The following is a 15,915-nucleotide window of genomic DNA, read 5'->3' as shown; positions in this document are numbered from 1 at the left end:
ACACTGCCTGCAAGTCTCATTGGCGAGCGGATCATCACGCGCTTGGCAAAAGCTCTCTCGTGGCTGAAGCGATGCATTTTTCGAAGGGCATGAACTGGACCATTGTGGCACCCCCCGGCATGGGCGCGACGTGGCAGGCAACCATGCGCCCGTCGCGCAACGTCACCTCGGCCTGCCAGTCGGATCTATCCCCGAACTGGTTCACGAAGTCGCGCAGATCACCCCATACAGGTGTCGGCAGGCTATGTGATTGCCAATGGCGCGATGCGTCGATCACGGTGATTTCGGCGAAACCGCTGTCAGGATCGATATGCCACATCTTGCGATAGGCGGTATTGGAAAATGCCAGAACGCCCGTGGCCGAGAAAACCGCGATCGACTGCTCCATCGCGTTCAGGGCCGATTGCCCCAATTCAAGCTGCGACCGAAACTGACGTGTCAGCGATATCTCGGCGCTGATATCCTCGAACAGGAAAGCCACCGCACCGTCGGGGTGGGGCCGACCGCTGATGCGGTAGGTCAGGCCCGATGGCAGGGACCAGGTCTCGAGGTAAAGACCGTTATCCGCGGCTGCGACCAGATCGGTGATCTGATCCCTCCACGATCTGTAGTTCTTGGGCTCTGGCATCATCTGGCGATCGCGCAGCCGGTCAAAGAACGACAGCAGATTTGGTCGCGCGCTCAGGAATTCCGCAGGCAAGGAGGTCAGATCGATCAAGGCCGGATTGAACAGCGCCAGTTGCCGCTGCCGGTCGAAGATCGCCAGACCGATGGACAGTTGTGCGAAGGTCTTGGTCAGGGTCTGCACAAAGTTGCGCTGGGCGATTTCCGCGTTGACGACGGCGTTTACATCCGTGGCATAATTCATCCATCCTGATGGTATCCGCAGGCATCGCACATCGAACCAATAGGGTTGCACCGATCCGGACGGGACAATCGACAAGCGATATGATGCGTTGTCGCATTCTGTCTGAAGCGGCACATCGAACATGATCGGAAAACCCTGTGCCGTCGTCATGTCTTCGGGGCTGCGCCGTTCGAACCGGGTGACTAGATCCGCATATGCGGTGTTTGCCCAGAGAACACGACCATCCCTTGCCGTTTGCCATATCGGATAGGGCGCACCGGTAACCGCCAACCGAAGCCATCCTGCCTCTTCGGACATGTCGGCTGACGGGATTGCGTGTTCCTGGTCATGGCAGTGATCGACAATTTGAAGGCGAACCCAGTCATCCCACCATTCGACGACGATATGCTCCGCCGCTGCAGCGCCTGCCATGGAGTCCAGCCGGATCTGACCGCTTTCGCCAGGTGATGCCCTGAATTGTGAAGGATCGTCGGGAAGATCGGGAAAGCGCGGTCTCAGCACGCAAAGCACAAGCCCCCAATCATCAAGGCTATGCGGGCCAACGGCTGATCCATCGGTCGTGGACGGTTGCAAAAGCTGTGTGGCCCTGTCGCTTGCCTGCAAGAGCATACGACCTTCGAAGAGGAAGGCGGCATCGGCACCCTCGCCTTTCGACTCGGCCGGTGCATCCTGACCGCCTGTCGCGTGCCCGCTCTGATCAAACCGGGCCAGCAGAACAAGGATGAAGCCGCCCAAAAGCAGCCCCAGGCTTACCGGTACAACAAACTGAAACAGATTGAGCAGAGCCATCCCCGACTCCCCCGTCTGGAAACATGACTTACAGCTTTGACGCGAAATGCTTAATGCTTGGTTAACGCCGAGAAGCCGCTGACCCGAAACCGGATTACCGGATCAGGTATCCAGCAGGCGGTTCTGCCCCATTGGCGTGGCATTCGCCGGATGGCGTGCATCGATCTTTGATCGCGGCCAGACAACTTCGACAATCGCGCCGCACTTCTGGGGTTGTTCCGTACTGGCAAGATAGGGATCTCGCCCGTTGGCAAAGCTGAGTTCGGCCCCGGACCGTTCAAGAAGCGTCTTGGCAATGAACAGCCCCAGCCCCATGCCTTCGTATTCCGGGCGCTGGGCGCGTTCCGGTTCGCTTCTGCGCAACCGCATGAAGGGGTCGCCGATGCGCCCCATGATGTTCGCGGGATAGCCCATGCCGTCATCCATGATGCGCACCGAAACGGTTTCATCATCCCAGCGGGTTTCCACCCAGACATTCGCCCGCGCGAAATCAACCCCGTTCTGCAACAGGTTGCGCAGCCCATGCACCAGGTCGGGGCGGCGCAGCACCATGGGCTGGCTCTGGCTGTCTTCGTCCGTCAGACCGTCCTGAAAATTGATGTCCTTGCCACGGTTCATATGCGGGGCCGCGGCTTCGCGTACCAAGGTGCCCAAGGGCGCCTGACGCAGCATCAGATCATCCTTGCCCGCCCGCCCCATGGAACGCAGGATATTCCGGCATCGGTCTGCCTGCTCGCGGATCAGCCGTGCATCGTCCTGAAGCTCGGGAAAATCATCCAGCTCTTCGATCAGCTCGGCACTGGTCAGCTTGATGGTGGCCAGTGGTGTGCCCAGCTCATGGGCTGCCGCCGCGACGACGCCGCCCAGATCGGTCAGCTTCTGCTCGCGCGCCAAGGCCATCTGCGTCGCTTGCAACGCGTCGGACATCGAATGCATCTCTTGGGTGACACGCCGGGAATAGAAGCTGAGGAAGATCACAGCGATGGTGATGGCCACCCAATTGCCGAAAACGAAAATGTCGGGCACCTGCAAAAGGAACCCCTGCTCTGATCGCAGGGGAAGGTGGAACTCGGCCAGAAGGGTCACGGCAAGGATGGCGGTGATCCCCAGAAACACGGTCGAGCGAAGCGTCAGAACCAAGGCTGAAACCGTCACCGGCCCCAGGATCAGGATGTAGAACGGGTTATGCAGGCCGCCCGTCAGGTACAGCAGCAGCGCCAGTTGCAGAAGATCGAAGAGAACCATCAACAGGTTTTCGGTTTCCGACAGTCGCTTGTTTTCGGGGAAAATGAACATCGCGATCAGGTTGCCCATGACCGACACGCTGACGACCAACAGGCACAGCCCCATCTCGATCTGCAGCTTGTAGGCCTCTTGCGCGACGAACAGGGCGATCAGCTGTCCGATGACAGCTGCCCAGCGCAACAGGATGATCGTGCGAAGACGAACCCAGTTTCCGCGTTCGCGCCCCTTGAGAACGCCAAGCTGCATATCACTCATATGTGCCCATTCGTCCCGTTGCATGTCTGGCCCAAGTGCTAAATATGCACCCCGGCTGACCCAATAACCAGTCCTGCCGGAAAAGGAGAACGTGATGTCCCGTTTTTATGCCATCGTCGCGGTGTGTCTTGTCATTGCGATGACTGCAGGTGTTTTTGTCTATACAAGGCTTGCGGGTACACCTGACAAATACGCCCAGTGCCGCACCACAAATATTGCCGGTGGCGCCTCGCAGATCGGGGGACCGTTCACTCTGGTGGACGAGACCGGCAAGACGGTGACGGACGCCGATGTGATCGACCAGCCAAGCCTGATCTATTTCGGCTATACTTTCTGCCCGGATGTCTGCCCCCTGGACACGTCCCGGAACGCAGAGGCGATCGATATCCTTGAAGAGCGTGGCCTGATGGTGAAGCCTGTTTTCATCTCGATCGACCCTGAACGCGACACGCCCGAAGTTGTCGACGCATTCACGGCAAACCTGCACGAGCGCATGCTGGGTCTGACAGGGTCGCCCGAGCAGGTTCGCGCGGCCAGCCGTGCCTACCGCACCTTCTATCAGAAACAGGAAGGTGACGATGAATACTACCTCGTCGATCATTCCACGATGAGCTATCTCGTCTTTCCCGAGGATGGTTTTGTCGAAGTCTTTCAGCGGTCTTTGCGCGCTGAAGATGTGGCGGACCGTATCCAGTGCTTTCTGGAAGCCCAATGACAGTTTGCTCTGACATCACGAGAATGACAGGTTGGTTTGACGCCTGACAGCGCGCGCTATAATAGATTTGAACAGCGTTGGCTGGATCAGGAGGCACAGGCGTGGCGGAAGACCTGCACGACATCGGAGAAGACAGAACACTTCTTCTGGTCGACGACGATGAAGCGTTTCTGAAGCGCCTGGCCAAAGCCATGGAAAAACGTGGCTTCGATGTGGAAACCGCAGGTTCGGTCGCTGCTGGCAAGGCCATTGCAACGGCCCGTCCCCCTGCCTATGCCGTGTGTGACTTGCGCCTAGAGGATGGCAACGGGCTGGATGTGGTCGAGGTTCTGCGCGACAAACGCCCGGATTGCCGCATCGTCGTGCTGACCGGTTACGGTGCGATTGCAACCGCTGTCGCGGCGGTCAAGATCGGTGCCACGGATTACCTGAGCAAACCGGCGGATGCGACCGACATCACCCACGCCTTGCTGGCGACCGGGGCCGACCTTCCGCCGCCGCCCGAAAACCCGATGAGCGCGGATCGCGTTCGTTGGGAGCATATCCAGCGCGTGTATGAACTGTGCGACCGCAATGTGTCCGAGACGGCGCGTCGCCTGAACATGCATCGCCGTACCCTTCAACGTATCCTTGCCAAACGTTCACCCCGCTGAGGCCCGCACGGCAAGGCGTGACTGGTACTCCGTCAGGAATGCCAGCCTTGACCGTTCATAGGTCGTGACAAGCGCCGTGATGTCGAACCGGTCGCCCTGTCCGCTTGAGGCCAGGCTTTCCCCCTCTGTGCACAGGTGGGAAACCGCCACGAACCCGAGGTTGAGAACACCACCCTTGAGAAAGTGAAGATCGACCGCCAGCCGCGAAATATCGGGATTGTCACGCAGGCGGGTCACGACATCACCAGCTTCGGCGAGGAAGAGGTTGACCACCTCGTCAAAACAATCAGCGCCGATTTCATCCCGCAGTTCTTCCACACGTGTCCAGTCGATCATGTCCCTCTCCTGCCGCGACATGCTTTGCAGGCTTAGGGAAAAGAACTTAACATTCTGTAAATACGATTAATTCTAACATTTAGCTGGCGTTAGGGATTGCGCTTTACATGGGGCTTTCATGTCAAGAAGGCAGCAACCCGTGTCCGCGCAAGCACAGCATTCCCAGAAGACAGGCCCGAACGCGACGGTCGTGCGTGACATTCCCTTGCATGCGCTTGTGGTCGATGACAGTGACCTGCAAAGGCGTATCCTTTCGTCCTTTCTGACCCGGTGGGGCTTCAGGGTATCCGAAGCCGCCAGTGGGCAGGATGCGCTGGCGCTTTGCACTGTTGAGGCGCCGGATCTTGTTCTCAGCGACTGGATGATGCCCGGCATGGATGGGCTTGCGTTCTGTCGCGCCTTCCGTGCCCTGCCACGGGAATCCTATGGCTATTTCATCCTTCTCACCTCGAAAAGCGGCAAGGAAGCCGTGGCGCTCGGTCTTGATTGCGGGGCTGACGACTTCCTGACCAAGCCCGTCAATCCCGCAGAACTGCGCGCCCGCATCAATGCGGGTACGCGGATCATCGACATGCAGCGGCAACTGTCGGACAAGAATCGCCTGATCACCAGCACCCTGGCCGAGCTTCAGGCGCTTTATGATGCGCTGGACACCGACCTTGCGGAGGCGAAAAAACTGCAACAGTCGCTGGTGCGGGAAAGATCGCATGACTTCGGCGCGGCGCAGGTCTGTCTTCTGTTGCGATCCTCGGGGCATTTGGGGGGGATCTGGTCGGGTTCTATCCGGCCGGCGATACGCATGCGGGGCTGTTTGCGCTGGATGTGTCCGGCCACGGGATCAGTTCCGCGATGATGACGGCGCGACTGGCAAGCTACATGTCATCCTCTGCGCCGGAACATAACATCGCCCTGACGCGTGATGCGGATGGTGCACTGACCCATTTGCCGCCCGAACAGGTTGTCGGCTCGTTGAACCGCCTTGTCCTGCAGGAGGTGCAGACCGATCACTACCTCACCTTGTTTCTGGCCGATGCCGATCTGCAGACCGGGCGTGTCGTCATGGTGCAGGCAGGGCATCCGAACCCCATGGTTCAGCGATCTGACGGAACGTTGGAAATCCTGGGCGCAGGCGGTCTGCCGGTCGGACTGTTCGACAGCGCGATCTATCAGCAGTTCGACTGCGTTCTTGCACCGGGCGATCGGCTGATCGTGCTGTCCGACGGAATCCTTGAATGTCCCGACCCGGAAGATCGCCTGTTGGGGACCGAAGGTGCCTCAAGGATGCTGGATGATTTGCGCCATTTGGCCGGAACCGCATTTCTGGAAGCCTTCATCTGGAACCTGACCGAATACGCGGGCGGTCACGACTTCCCGGATGACGTTTCTGCCGTCCTGTTTGAATACAAGGGTGCGCCGCAGTCAGAAGCGTCGAAGACCGGATAGCAAACCGGTGACGAAATGCCTGTCTCCGGCGTTTCCAAGCTTGTCGGCTGCAACGGCGGGGGGCATCCACAACGCGGTATGGCCTGCCTCGCTGGGCGGGCCGATCCGGCGCACTGGCCTTGCCAGGTAGATCATGCACAGCTTCTCGGCCCAGAGGTCGTATTCAGGCATATAGGTGAAGCGGCGGAATGTTCCGATACGGCGCGGGGCGGCAATGCTCCAGCCTGTTTCCTCGAAAACCTCGCGGTGAAGTGCTGCCATAGGCGACTCGCCGGGGTCGATCCCGCCGCCCGGCAGCTGGAACTCCGGCCATGGATCGGCCTGATGCGTCACCAGCATGTCCGCGCCGCGCAACAGGATCGCATAGGCCCCTGGTCGGCGTCTGTAGCTTTGCCCCGCCCGGGGCGTTTCACCAAACCGTCTGATCATCATGTCACCTTTTGCACAAGCCTTGCGCGCAGCGGGTGGCAGCCATTCCCTTGGTGCCTGCCTTGCCCCGCCTATATACACGCGGTATGCCAAGAGACGGCTCGTAAGGAAACCCCATGACACTTGGATCAAAAATCGCCTGGGACGATACGGTATTGCCGTTCCAGCTGGACAACTCGGACATCAGGGGCCGTGTCGCACGGCTGGACGGGGTGCTTGACGGTATCCTGAAGCAGCACGACTACCCTCCGGTGGTCGAGGCGCTGGTGGCTGAAATGGCCTTGCTGACCGCGTTGATCGGCCAGTCGGTCAAGCTGCGCTGGAAATTGCAGCTTCAGGTCCAGTCCAAGGGCCCTGTCAGGATGATTGCCACGGATTACTATGGCCCGTCCGAGGAAGGCGAGCCGGCACGTATCCGGGCCTATGCAAGCTATGATGCGGATCGTCTGACGGATGGGGCGCCCTTCGACCAGATCGGCACGGGTTATTTTGCGATCATGATCGACCAGGGCCAGGGCATGACCCCCTATCAGGGCATCACCCCGCTTGCCGGTGGATCGCTTGCATCCTGTGCCGAGGCGTATTTCGCCCAGTCCGAGCAGTTGCCGACCCGCTTTGCCCTCAGCTTCGGCAAATCGACCGAGCGTGGGATCAAGGAATACTGGCGCGCAGGCGGTGTGATGTTGCAGCACATGCCGAAGGCCTCGCCCTTTGCCAAAGGTGCAGAGGCGACAGGCGAAGATGGCTTGTTGCACGCACGCGACCTTGTGGATGGCGAGGATGGCGAGAACTGGAACCGTGCCAATCTTCTTCTGGACACGGTCGAGGATCTGGAACTTGTCGGGCCGCGCGTGTCGCCGACCGATTTGCTGATCCGCCTGTTCCACGAAGAGGCGCCGCGTGTCTTCGATGCGCAGCCCGTGCGATTTGGTTGCACCTGTTCCGAAGACCGTGTGCGGCAAAGCCTGTCGATCTATTCCTCCAAGGACATCGAAAAGATGACCACGGACGAGGGGCGGGTCACGGCCGATTGCCAGTTCTGCGGCGCCCATTACGACCTTGACCCCGAGACCCTGGGATTCGAGGCCAAAGGGACGGACGGGGATGCGGACTGATCCTCTTGATCGGGTTATCGACGCATTGCGCCGTGAGGGGCGTCCGTCTTCCGATTTCGATCTGAACCCGGATGTCGTCTTGCCAGAGGGTCGGCCGCTGCGTGCGGCCGGCGTTCTTGTTCCGCTGATCGAGCGGCCGTTCGGCATGCAGGTGATCCTGACAAAACGATCATCCGCCCTCAAGCATCACCCCGGTCAGATCGCCTTTCCGGGCGGCAAGCAGGACGAAGGCGATGCCGATGTCATTGCCGCCGCCCTGCGCGAGGCAGAGGAAGAAATCGCGCTCGACCGCGCAAATGTCGAGGTTCTGGGCACCATGCCCGCGCATGAAACCGTGACGGGCTTCATCGTGACGCCGGTTCTGGCCCGCGTCGTCGCGCGCTTCGATCCCCGGCCCGAACCCGGCGAAGTCGCCGAGGTGTTCGAGGCACCGCTGTCCCATGTCACGGACCCTGCCCGTTTCATCATCCAGTCGCGGCGCTGGCGCGGGCAAAGGCGGCACTATTTCACCGTGCCATACGGTCCCTATTACATCTGGGGCGCAACGGCCCGTATTCTGCGCGCATTGGCAGACAGGATGCAGGGCTGATGCGGATCGCGGCGGAGTGGATCACGGCGGATCACACGCAGGCCGTCTGCACGATGCTGACACAGGCCGGCTACAGGGCACTGTTTGTCGGTGGTTGCGTCCGTAATGCCATTATCGGCGCACCTGTCACCGATATCGACATCGCGACCGATGCCCGCCCCGAGGTGGTGATGGAACTGGCCAAGGATGCCGGCCTGCGCCCCGTGCCGACCGGGATCGAGCACGGCACGATCACGGTGATCGCTGGCGGCATACCGCATGAGGTCACGACCTTTCGCCGCGATGTCGAAACCGATGGCCGCCGCGCTGTTGTAGCCTATGCAACCCGGGTCGAGGATGATGCACGCCGCCGGGATTTCACCATGAACGCGCTTTATGCCGACCCCTCGGGTGCAGTGCTTGATCCGCTTGGCGGCCTGCCCGATCTGATGGCGCGGCGGGTCCGGTTCATCGAGGACGCAGCCGCACGCATCGCAGAGGATTACCTGCGTATCCTGCGTTTTTTTCGCTTTCACGCGTGGTATGGCGATGATGCGCAGGGGCCGGATCAGAACGCCCTGTCGGCAATCGCCGAAGCCACGGACGGTTTGGCGCAATTGTCGCGTGAACGTGTGGGCAGCGAGATGGGCAAGCTGCTCTCGGCACCGGATCCCGCCCCATCGGTTGCGGCCATGCGCGCCTGTGGCGTGCTGACACGCATCCTGCCAGGTGCCGACGATCGCAGTCTGGCGCCGTTGGTGCATCTTGAACAGCAAGCGCAGGTTGGGCCTGACTGGTTGGCGCGGCTTGCCTCGATGACAGGCCCCGAGGCTGCCGGTCGCCTGCGGTTGAGCCGTGCAGAGGAAATCAGGCTGTGCCTGCTGCGCGACGGCTTGGGTTCGGGCCGGAATGCGGGCGAGCTGGGTTTTCGGCACGGGATCGAGGATGCGCGCGCCATCCTGCTACTGCGCGCAGCCGTCATGAGCCAACCTCTTGCGCCCGAGAGCCTTGAGGCCGCCGCAGAAGGTGCCGCGGCCGTGTTTCCCTTGCGCGCCGCTGATTTGATGCCGGAATTCGAGGGCCCCGCCCTTGGCCGCGAACTTGAACGGCTGAAACAGCGCTGGATCCTGTCGGGTTTCCGCCTGACACGCGAAGAATTGCTGGATCGCGGGTAATCCTGCTTCTTGCCTTGCGGCCCATCGCGATTGCGGGTTTCTTGACCGCTGACCCTGCGGGCTAGGTTCTTCCCTGAACCCGATGACTGAAAGACCCATGATGCAATCCGCAACCCGTATCGACCCTTTCCAGCCTGCCGAAGGTCCGCCGCCACAGGCGCTGGGCGCGTTCTTTCGCTGGGCGCTGTCGGGGTCGTGGCCTGCGCTATGTCTCGCTGCAGGATTATCGGCGCTGGCCGGGGCGCTTGAGGCGGGGACCGCCCTGATCCTCGGGATGGTGATCGATGGCGCGGTTGCCAGCGGGCCCGACATGTTCTTTGGCGCGTCCAACATGGCCATGATCCTGGGGGCTGTCGGTTTCTTCCTGATCCTGCGCCCGCTGGCTTTCGGTCTGTCCTCGGCGGCCAATTCGATCATCGTACAGCCCAATGTGAATCCGCTTGTCCTTAGCCGGTTGCACCGCTGGACGCTGGGGCAATCGGTCAAGTTCTTCGACGATGATTTCGCGGGCCGCATCGCCCAGAAACAGATGCAGACAGCACGCGCGATCACCGATGTCGCGGTCGAGATGATCAACGTCGTGGCCTTTGCCCTGGCCTCGCTGATCGGATCGGTATTCCTGCTGCTGGCAATCGATGCGCGTGTCGCGCTGGTCTTTGTCATCTGGCTTGCCGCTTACTTCATGCTGATCCGCTGGTTCCTGCCGCGTATCCGCGAACGCGCAGGCAAACGGGCGGGCGCGCGTGCGATGGTATCAGGCCAGGTTGTCGACACGATCACCAACATCAAGACGGTCAAGCTGTTTGCCCATGCCGATCACGAGGATCGCGCCGCGCTTGGCGCGATGCAGCGGTTTCGTGATACCTCGCTGCATTTCGGCAAGCTGTCGGCCGTGTTTCGCGTCGCTTTGATGACTCTGGCGGGGATCCTGCCGGTCCTTCTGATCGGCGGCACCTTGATCTTCTGGTCGCAAGGTACCGCGACAGAGGGGGATATCGTCGCCGCAGGCGCGGTTTCCATCCGTATCGCGCAGATGACCGGCTGGGTCAGTTTCACCCTTATGGCGATCTATTCGAACATTGGCGAAATCGAAGACGGCATCCACACCCTCACGCCGCGCACCCGTCTGGATGACGACGCCACCGCAAGCGAATTGCAGGTGCCGGAGGGACGCATTCGCTTTGACGGTCTTGGCTTTGCCTATGGACGGGATGCCGGCGGTATCAGCGACATCGAACTTGAGGTGAAGCCGGGCGAAAAATTGGGGATCGTCGGTGCTTCCGGTGCGGGCAAGTCGACCCTCGTGGCGCTTCTGCTCAGGCTTTATGATCCCGAGCAGGGGCGCATCCTGATCGACGGGCAGGATATCCGCGATGTGACACAGGAAAGCCTGCGGCGCAGGATCGGGATGGTCACGCAGGAAACCGCGATGTTCAACCGGTCGGCCCGGGACAACATCCTTTATGGTCGCCCCGATGCCACCGAGGACGAAGTGATCGCCGCTGCCAAAAAGGCCGAGGCGCATGAATTCATCAAGGATCTGCAGGATCACAAGGGGCGGCGCGGCTATGATGCCCATCTGGGTGAGCGCGGCGTGAAATTGTCTGGCGGGCAGCGCCAGCGGATCGCGCTGGCGCGCGCGATCCTCAAGGATGCGCCGATCCTTGTGCTGGATGAGGCGACAAGTGCACTGGACAGCGAAGTCGAAGCCTCGATCCAGACAGCGCTTGAGCGTGTGATGATCGGCAAGACCGTGCTGGCCGTCGCGCACCGGTTGTCGACGATCAGCCAGATGGACAGGATTGTGGTGCTGGATGCGGGCCGGATCGTGGAACAGGGCACGCATGATGATCTACTGGCGGCGGGTGGGCTATATGCGCGCTACTGGAACCGCCAGTCAGGTGGTTTCATCGGGCTGCGGGATGCCGCCGAATAGGGCTTTATGCAAAGCCCGCGCCGGGGTATCCCGCGCCTCATGACAGAATATCGCATCATCCGCCTGGGGCATCAGGGCGACGGGATCGCCCAGGGCCCTGTATTCGCCTCGATGACCCTGCCCGGCGAGGTCGTGACCGGCACCTTGACCGGTGACAGGCTGACGGATGTGCGGATCATCATGCCATCGTCGAACCGTGTCGCCGCCCCTTGCCGGCACTACAAGGCCTGCGGCGGTTGCCAGGTCATGCACGCATCTGATGACTTCGTGGCCAGCTGGAAGGCCGATGTGGTGCGCGCGGCCCTGTTCGCGCAGGGGATCGAAGCAGAGTTTCGCCCCATCCTCACATCCCCGCCCCGGTCACGCCGGCGCGCGGCCCTATCGGCCCGCCGCACCAAGAAGGGCGCTTTGGCAGGGTTTCACGCCCGTGCCTCGGACACGTTGATCGACATTCCCGATTGTCAGCTTTTGCTGCCAGCCTTGCTGGACGCCTTGCCGCTGTCCGAGGCGCTGGCGATCACAGGTGGCAGCCGCAAGGGCGAGTTGACCGTTCAGGTCACGCAGAGCGAGGGCGGTCTGGACGTGATGGTCACGGGCGGCAAGCCCCTTGACGGGCCGCTGCGGGTCGCCCTGGCTGCCGAGGTGGAGCGTTTCAAGCTGGCCCGGCTTGTCTGGGATGACGAACTGGTGGGCATGCGGTTGCCCCCGGTGCAGCGCTTCGGCGCCGCGCGCGTCACCCCGCCACCGGGCGCGTTCCTGCAGGCAACCGCCGAAGGCGAGGCGGCGCTGCTGGCGTCCGTCGCCGAGGCGGTTGGGGGCGCTGCGCGGGTCGTTGACCTCTTTGCCGGGTGCGGCACCTTCGCGCTTCCTCTTGCCGCGCAGGCCGAGGTGCACGCTGTCGAAGGTGATGCCGCGATGGTCAAGGCGCTGGATCAGGGGTGGCGGCAGGCCGAAGGGTTGAAACGCGTCACGGCCGAAGCGCGTGACCTGTTCCGCCGGCCCCTGCTTCCGGACGAGTTGAAACGCTTCGATGCGGCGGTGATCGACCCCCCACGCGCGGGTGCCGAGGCGCAGGTCAGCGAGCTGGCGCAATCGCGGATCGGGCGGATTGCCTTTGTGTCCTGCAACCCGGTGACCTTTGCGCGTGATGCAAAAATCCTGCTGTCAGCAGGTTATCGCCTTGAATGGGTGCAAGTCGTAGATCAATTCCGCTGGTCGACCCATGTAGAGCTTGCGGCGGCCTTCAAGGCCCCACATATCTGACGCCGCGCAAGACCACTTCCTACCGGAGCAAGCGATGACTTTTCGGACGAAACTGGCTGATTGGCTGGCCCTACCCTTGGTGACCAATTTCGTGATCGCCGTCATTCTGGTGAATGCGGTGACCCTTGGGCTGGAAACCTCCGATGCCGCCATGGCTGCGGCAGGGCCCTTGATCCTGACGATTGACCGCATCTGCCTGTCGATTTTCGTGATCGAGATCGTCCTCAAGCTGATCGCCCATGGGCGCAACTTTTTCCGCTCGGCCTGGAACCTGTTCGATTTCGTGATCGTGGGTATCGCGCTGGTGCCGAATGCGCAGGGCATGTCCGTCCTGCGCGCGCTGCGGATCCTGCGGGTCTTGCGTGTCATCTCGGTCGCGCCGCGCCTGCGCCGTGTGGTCGAGGGGTTCATCACCGCCCTGCCCGGCATGGGCAGCGTGTTTCTGCTGATGGCGATCATCTTCTACATAGGCTCTGTCATGGCGACAAAGCTGTTTGGCGACAGTTTTCCCGAGTGTTTCGGCACCCTTGGGCGTAGCGCCTATTCGCTGTTTCAGATCATGACGCTGGAAAGCTGGTCGATGGGGATCGTGCGCCCCGTGATGGAGGCTTATCCTTACGCTTGGGCCTTCTTCGTGCCATTTATCCTTGTCACGACCTTTGCTGTTGTGAACCTTCTGGTTGGTCTTGTCGTGAACTCGATGCAGGATGCACATCAGGAAGAAAGCAACGAGAAAACAGATGCTTACCGTGACGAGGTCCTGACGCGGCTAAGGGCGATCGAGGACCGGATGAACGCCCGCGACAAGGTGTAACGCTTTCGCCATCAAGCCGATTCAGCCTATCTGCAGGTCGTGTTTCCGTGTATCAGTTTGCCAAAAAAGAAGATCGAGCAGATATGTTAGACAGGCGTTTTTTCCTTCTGGCGCTACCCTTCGGGCTGTCCGCTTGTGCTGGCGCCCCTTCGAAGTTCAAGGTCTACAAGGGCCCGCCCGTGACGCGTATCCTTGTGTTCAAGCAGGCGCGGCGCATGCATCTGATGCATTTTGACCGGCCTTTGGCATCCTATGACATTCACCTTGGTTTTGCGCCGGCCGGACACAAGCAGTTCGAAGGGGATGGGCGCACACCCGAAGGCGAATACATCATCGACAGGCGCAACCCGAACAGCCGTTTCCACTTATCCTTGGGCATTTCCTACCCCAACGAGGCGGATATCGCCCGCGCAAAGGCTGCTGGCCGTGATCCGGGGGGCGATATCTTCATTCACGGACGCCCGAAGCGCTGGCAGAACGGCCAGAACGATTGGACCTGGGGCTGTATCGCCGTCACCGACGAGGAAATGGAAATCATCTATTCCATGGTCCAGGACGGCACACCGATCTCGATCTTTCCGTGACGCGGCGCATCTGAAAATAAAGAAACCCCGAACAGTGTCCGGGGTTTTCTGGTCGCGATCCTGCGGTTCGGCAGGAATCGATGTCTTAGTTCCCCACCACCAAGGTCCACCAGATCTTGCCGTTCGCTTCCTGGTGCCACGAGAAACCCATGTTGCGGGCCGCTGGTTCCAGGATCACGCGGCGGGTGTCCGGTGCGTCCATCCATGCGGCCAGGGTTTCCAGCTCGGTCTCGTAGGTTTCCGAAATCGTCTCGCCCAGCAGTTGACCGGGATAGCCCGCGCGCCTGACCCGGTCGATCGGCGAAGATCCGTCGGACCCGAAATGCCAGGGCCGGTTCTGAACTGCCATGTCGCGGGAATGGGTTGCCGCTGCTGCCGTCAACTCTGAACTCAGCTGGACAGGGGCGGCGCCGGCCGCCTGGCGCAGTGCATTGACGGAATCAAGCATGCGGAACTGTATTTCAGCCGAATCCCCTGCAGAGATCCGGTAGACCCGTGGCAATGGGCGGCCGTCCGGCCCAAGAGTGGGCGGAGGTGGAGCTGCACAGGCTGCCAGAAAAAGCGAAGTCGTGGCAAAAATGACGGCAAGTCTGAACATGTGTAGTTTTCCCGCGCTAACCCACCTGCTTTATCCTGCCGAAACCGCATATTAAACCCACTTCGGCGTGACTGCGCCAAATGACGCCAGTTTGATTTGCGACTGCGTCTTTCACGCAATAAGATTGCCCCGTCGACAGTTTGCCTGTCTTGGAGTTTTTGGATGACTGATAACCGCGGAACAGCCTTCAACAGGCGCGTCTTTCTTGCCGGAAGCGCGTCGCTTCTTGCAACACCGGCCTTGGCCCAGAACGTGAACGGTGCCGATACGGTCGAGGTGGAGCGTGATCTGTCGCAAGTCGTACGTCGGAACGCCTCGAGTTTCCGCACACTGGACTGGCGGCCCTATTTCTCGGATCTGCGCAACGGCGCGGTGCTGGTGGATATCAATTCGCGCGCGCTGCATTTCTGGGACGAAGATCAAACGACCTACAAACTTTACCCGTCCAGCGTGCCCTTGTCCGAGGATCTGACGCGGCGCGGTCGCACTTCCGTGATTCGCAAGGTGGAAGGCCCAAGCTGGGCGCCAACCCCCTCGATGAAAGAGCGGAATCCGGAATGGCCCGACTTCGTGCCCCCCGGTCCCGACAACCCGCTGGGTACACATGCGCTGTATCTCAGCTGGACCTATTACCGTATTCATGGAACCCATGATACGCGCAAAATCGGGCGGCGATCCTCCAACGGATGCATCGGTCTTTACAATGAACATATTGCCGAATTGTATGGAATGACCAAAGTTGGAACACAGGTGTTGCTAATTTGACGACATTCCCTTGCAGCACTGAAAACAGGTGCGTGCAGATTTGCAATTGCCTTGGATTACTGCTTTAGACAATAATACGAGGTACGTCTTGGGTGCTTGGTGTGCTTTGCACGCCAGCCGATTATCTGGAGGTTAACATGAAGAAACTCGTTCTCGCTGCTGCTGTTACCGCTGCCGCTTCCACCGCATATGCTGGCAACATGGCTGAGCCCGTTATGGAAGCGCCGGTTGTTGTTGAAGAAACCGCTGGCTCCTCGGGCGGCGGCGTTCTGGTTCCGCTGCTGATCCTGGCAGTGGTTGCAGCAGCAGTCGCAAGCTGATTTCAGCTCTCTACTGACAAAGAAAAAGGCGGTGTTTTACACCG

The 15,915-nt window shown here is 60.6% G+C and carries 18 protein-coding genes; 13 read left to right on the top strand and 5 right to left on the bottom strand.

Translation table 11 applies throughout. From position 1 onward, the window contains the following. Nucleotides 1-34: 34 nt before the first annotated feature. Both ACMUJL_RS12080 and regB read right to left on the bottom strand, forming a co-directional pair. Complete coding sequence (locus tag ACMUJL_RS12080) at nt 35-1,657, bottom strand: PAS-domain containing protein (protein ID WP_375568016.1); 1,623 nt, start codon at nt 1,655-1,657, stop codon at nt 35-37. Nucleotides 1,658-1,759: 102 nt separating this feature from the next. Continuing rightward, nucleotides 1,760-3,157 carry a sensor histidine kinase RegB gene (gene regB / locus ACMUJL_RS12075; protein ID WP_375568018.1) on the bottom strand — a complete coding sequence of 466 codons (1,398 nt, stop codon included), beginning with the start codon at nt 3,155-3,157 and terminating at the stop codon, nt 1,760-1,762. 94 nt (nt 3,158-3,251) lie between these two features. Between regB and ACMUJL_RS12070 the strand changes: the two genes are divergently transcribed. Together ACMUJL_RS12070 and ACMUJL_RS12065 are read left to right on the top strand one after the other, a co-directional pair. Then, nucleotides 3,252-3,872, top strand: a complete 621-nt coding sequence (locus ACMUJL_RS12070; RefSeq protein ID WP_375568020.1) for an SCO family protein — start codon at nt 3,252-3,254, stop codon at nt 3,870-3,872. A 101-nt stretch (nt 3,873-3,973) separates the two neighbouring features. Beyond that, complete coding sequence (locus ACMUJL_RS12065) at nt 3,974-4,525, top strand: ActR/PrrA/RegA family redox response regulator transcription factor (protein WP_068288478.1); 552 nt, start codon at nt 3,974-3,976, stop codon at nt 4,523-4,525. On the opposite strand, the gene ACMUJL_RS12060 is transcribed toward ACMUJL_RS12065, so the two are convergent. Continuing rightward, on the bottom strand, nt 4,514-4,861 hold the full coding sequence (locus ACMUJL_RS12060) for an Hpt domain-containing protein (protein WP_375568023.1): 348 nt from the start codon (nt 4,859-4,861) through the stop codon (nt 4,514-4,516). The two genes, ACMUJL_RS12065 and ACMUJL_RS12060, sit on opposite strands and share 12 nt — an antisense overlap. A 139-nt stretch (nt 4,862-5,000) precedes the next feature. Here ACMUJL_RS12060 and ACMUJL_RS12055 point away from each other — a divergent pair, with 139 nt between their 5' ends. Both ACMUJL_RS12055 and ACMUJL_RS12050 read left to right on the top strand, forming a co-directional pair. Next, complete coding sequence (locus ACMUJL_RS12055) at nt 5,001-5,714, top strand: response regulator (RefSeq protein WP_416914282.1); 714 nt, start codon at nt 5,001-5,003, stop codon at nt 5,712-5,714. Further along, a complete protein-coding gene (locus ACMUJL_RS12050; protein ID WP_416914281.1) occupies nt 5,711-6,304 on the top strand; it encodes a PP2C family protein-serine/threonine phosphatase in 594 nt (197 codons plus the stop codon). Before ACMUJL_RS12055 ends, ACMUJL_RS12050 begins: the two co-directional genes overlap by 4 nt. Here ACMUJL_RS12050 and ACMUJL_RS12045 read toward each other — a convergent pair. Continuing rightward, nucleotides 6,281-6,733 (bottom strand): NUDIX hydrolase, encoded by a 453-nt coding sequence (locus tag ACMUJL_RS12045; protein ID WP_375568027.1) that lies wholly within the window; start codon nt 6,731-6,733, stop codon nt 6,281-6,283. The two genes, ACMUJL_RS12050 and ACMUJL_RS12045, sit on opposite strands and share 24 nt — an antisense overlap. Before the next feature lie 116 nt (nt 6,734-6,849). Between ACMUJL_RS12045 and ACMUJL_RS12040 the strand changes: the two genes are divergently transcribed. The 7 genes from ACMUJL_RS12040 (at nt 6,850) to ACMUJL_RS12010 (ending at nt 14,188) form a co-directional block, all read left to right on the top strand. Then, entirely contained in the window at nt 6,850-7,848 is a 999-nt protein-coding gene (locus ACMUJL_RS12040; protein WP_375568029.1) for an Hsp33 family molecular chaperone HslO, read from the top strand. After that, the gene (locus ACMUJL_RS12035) at nt 7,838-8,437 is read left to right on the top strand and encodes a CoA pyrophosphatase (RefSeq protein WP_375568031.1); all 600 of its coding nucleotides are present in this window, start codon (nt 7,838-7,840) and stop codon (nt 8,435-8,437) included. Before ACMUJL_RS12040 ends, ACMUJL_RS12035 begins: the two co-directional genes overlap by 11 nt. Continuing rightward, nucleotides 8,437-9,591 carry a CCA tRNA nucleotidyltransferase gene (locus ACMUJL_RS12030; RefSeq protein WP_068288473.1) on the top strand — a complete coding sequence of 385 codons (1,155 nt, stop codon included), beginning with the start codon at nt 8,437-8,439 and terminating at the stop codon, nt 9,589-9,591. The genes ACMUJL_RS12035 and ACMUJL_RS12030 overlap by 1 nt, the downstream gene beginning before the upstream one ends. 100 nt (nt 9,592-9,691) lie before the next feature. Next, complete coding sequence (locus ACMUJL_RS12025) at nt 9,692-11,527, top strand: ABC transporter ATP-binding protein (RefSeq protein WP_375573916.1); 1,836 nt, start codon at nt 9,692-9,694, stop codon at nt 11,525-11,527. A 39-nt stretch (nt 11,528-11,566) separates the two neighbouring features. Next, a complete protein-coding gene (locus tag ACMUJL_RS12020; protein WP_375568033.1) occupies nt 11,567-12,790 on the top strand; it encodes a class I SAM-dependent RNA methyltransferase in 1,224 nt (407 codons plus the stop codon). 34 nt (nt 12,791-12,824) lie between these two features. Further along, nucleotides 12,825-13,604, top strand: coding sequence for an ion transporter (locus ACMUJL_RS12015; RefSeq protein ID WP_375568035.1), 780 nt, complete (start codon nt 12,825-12,827; stop codon nt 13,602-13,604). Between the two features lie 83 nt (nt 13,605-13,687). Further along, the gene (locus ACMUJL_RS12010; RefSeq protein WP_068288465.1) at nt 13,688-14,188 is read left to right on the top strand and encodes a L,D-transpeptidase family protein; all 501 of its coding nucleotides are present in this window, start codon (nt 13,688-13,690) and stop codon (nt 14,186-14,188) included. Between the two features lie 85 nt (nt 14,189-14,273). Here ACMUJL_RS12010 and ACMUJL_RS12005 read toward each other — a convergent pair whose 3' ends face one another. Further along, nucleotides 14,274-14,786 carry a CAP domain-containing protein gene (locus tag ACMUJL_RS12005; protein ID WP_375568037.1) on the bottom strand — a complete coding sequence of 171 codons (513 nt, stop codon included), beginning with the start codon at nt 14,784-14,786 and terminating at the stop codon, nt 14,274-14,276. 162 nt (nt 14,787-14,948) lie between these two features. Here ACMUJL_RS12005 and ACMUJL_RS12000 point away from each other — a divergent pair, with 162 nt between their 5' ends. Both ACMUJL_RS12000 and ACMUJL_RS11995 read left to right on the top strand, forming a co-directional pair. Further along, nucleotides 14,949-15,551: a L,D-transpeptidase gene (locus ACMUJL_RS12000; protein ID WP_416914280.1), complete on the top strand. Its 603-nt coding sequence runs from the start codon at nt 14,949-14,951 to the stop codon at nt 15,549-15,551. 137 nt (nt 15,552-15,688) lie between these two features. Continuing rightward, the gene (locus ACMUJL_RS11995) at nt 15,689-15,871 is read left to right on the top strand and encodes a hypothetical protein (protein WP_068288458.1); all 183 of its coding nucleotides are present in this window, start codon (nt 15,689-15,691) and stop codon (nt 15,869-15,871) included. The last annotated feature ends 44 nt before the right edge of the window (nt 15,872-15,915 follow it).

The sequence above is a fragment of the Seohaeicola sp. genome (genome assembly GCF_048006315.1).
Lineage (GTDB): Bacteria > Pseudomonadota > Alphaproteobacteria > Rhodobacterales > Rhodobacteraceae > Seohaeicola.
The sequence above is the reverse complement of the archived record's forward strand: the minus strand, read 5'-3'. Positions and strand labels throughout refer to the sequence as shown.

What these genes read in the sequence shown, in the direction of transcription:
- ACMUJL_RS12080 (WP_375568016.1), bottom strand. Translation starts at nt 1,657, where the DNA reads ATGGCTCTGCTCAATCTGTTTCAGTTTGTTGTACCGGTAAGCCTGGGG.
- regB (WP_375568018.1), bottom strand. Translation starts at nt 3,157, where the DNA reads ATGAGTGATATGCAGCTTGGCGTTCTCAAGGGGCGCGAACGCGGAAAC.
- ACMUJL_RS12070 (WP_375568020.1), top strand. Translation starts at nt 3,252, where the DNA reads ATGTCCCGTTTTTATGCCATCGTCGCGGTGTGTCTTGTCATTGCGATG.
- ACMUJL_RS12060 (WP_375568023.1), bottom strand. Translation starts at nt 4,861, where the DNA reads ATGATCGACTGGACACGTGTGGAAGAACTGCGGGATGAAATCGGCGCT.
- ACMUJL_RS12050 (WP_416914281.1), top strand. Translation starts at nt 5,711, where the DNA reads ATGATGACGGCGCGACTGGCAAGCTACATGTCATCCTCTGCGCCGGAA.
- ACMUJL_RS12045 (WP_375568027.1), bottom strand. Translation starts at nt 6,733, where the DNA reads ATGATCAGACGGTTTGGTGAAACGCCCCGGGCGGGGCAAAGCTACAGA.
- ACMUJL_RS12040 (WP_375568029.1), top strand. Translation starts at nt 6,850, where the DNA reads ATGACACTTGGATCAAAAATCGCCTGGGACGATACGGTATTGCCGTTC.
- ACMUJL_RS12035 (WP_375568031.1), top strand. Translation starts at nt 7,838, where the DNA reads ATGCGGACTGATCCTCTTGATCGGGTTATCGACGCATTGCGCCGTGAG.
- ACMUJL_RS12030 (WP_068288473.1), top strand. Translation starts at nt 8,437, where the DNA reads ATGCGGATCGCGGCGGAGTGGATCACGGCGGATCACACGCAGGCCGTC.
- ACMUJL_RS12025 (WP_375573916.1), top strand. Translation starts at nt 9,692, where the DNA reads ATGCAATCCGCAACCCGTATCGACCCTTTCCAGCCTGCCGAAGGTCCG.
- ACMUJL_RS12020 (WP_375568033.1), top strand. Translation starts at nt 11,567, where the DNA reads ATGACAGAATATCGCATCATCCGCCTGGGGCATCAGGGCGACGGGATC.
- ACMUJL_RS12015 (WP_375568035.1), top strand. Translation starts at nt 12,825, where the DNA reads ATGACTTTTCGGACGAAACTGGCTGATTGGCTGGCCCTACCCTTGGTG.
- ACMUJL_RS12010 (WP_068288465.1), top strand. Translation starts at nt 13,688, where the DNA reads ATGTTAGACAGGCGTTTTTTCCTTCTGGCGCTACCCTTCGGGCTGTCC.
- ACMUJL_RS12005 (WP_375568037.1), bottom strand. Translation starts at nt 14,786, where the DNA reads ATGTTCAGACTTGCCGTCATTTTTGCCACGACTTCGCTTTTTCTGGCA.
- ACMUJL_RS12000 (WP_416914280.1), top strand. Translation starts at nt 14,949, where the DNA reads ATGACTGATAACCGCGGAACAGCCTTCAACAGGCGCGTCTTTCTTGCC.
- ACMUJL_RS11995 (WP_068288458.1), top strand. Translation starts at nt 15,689, where the DNA reads ATGAAGAAACTCGTTCTCGCTGCTGCTGTTACCGCTGCCGCTTCCACC.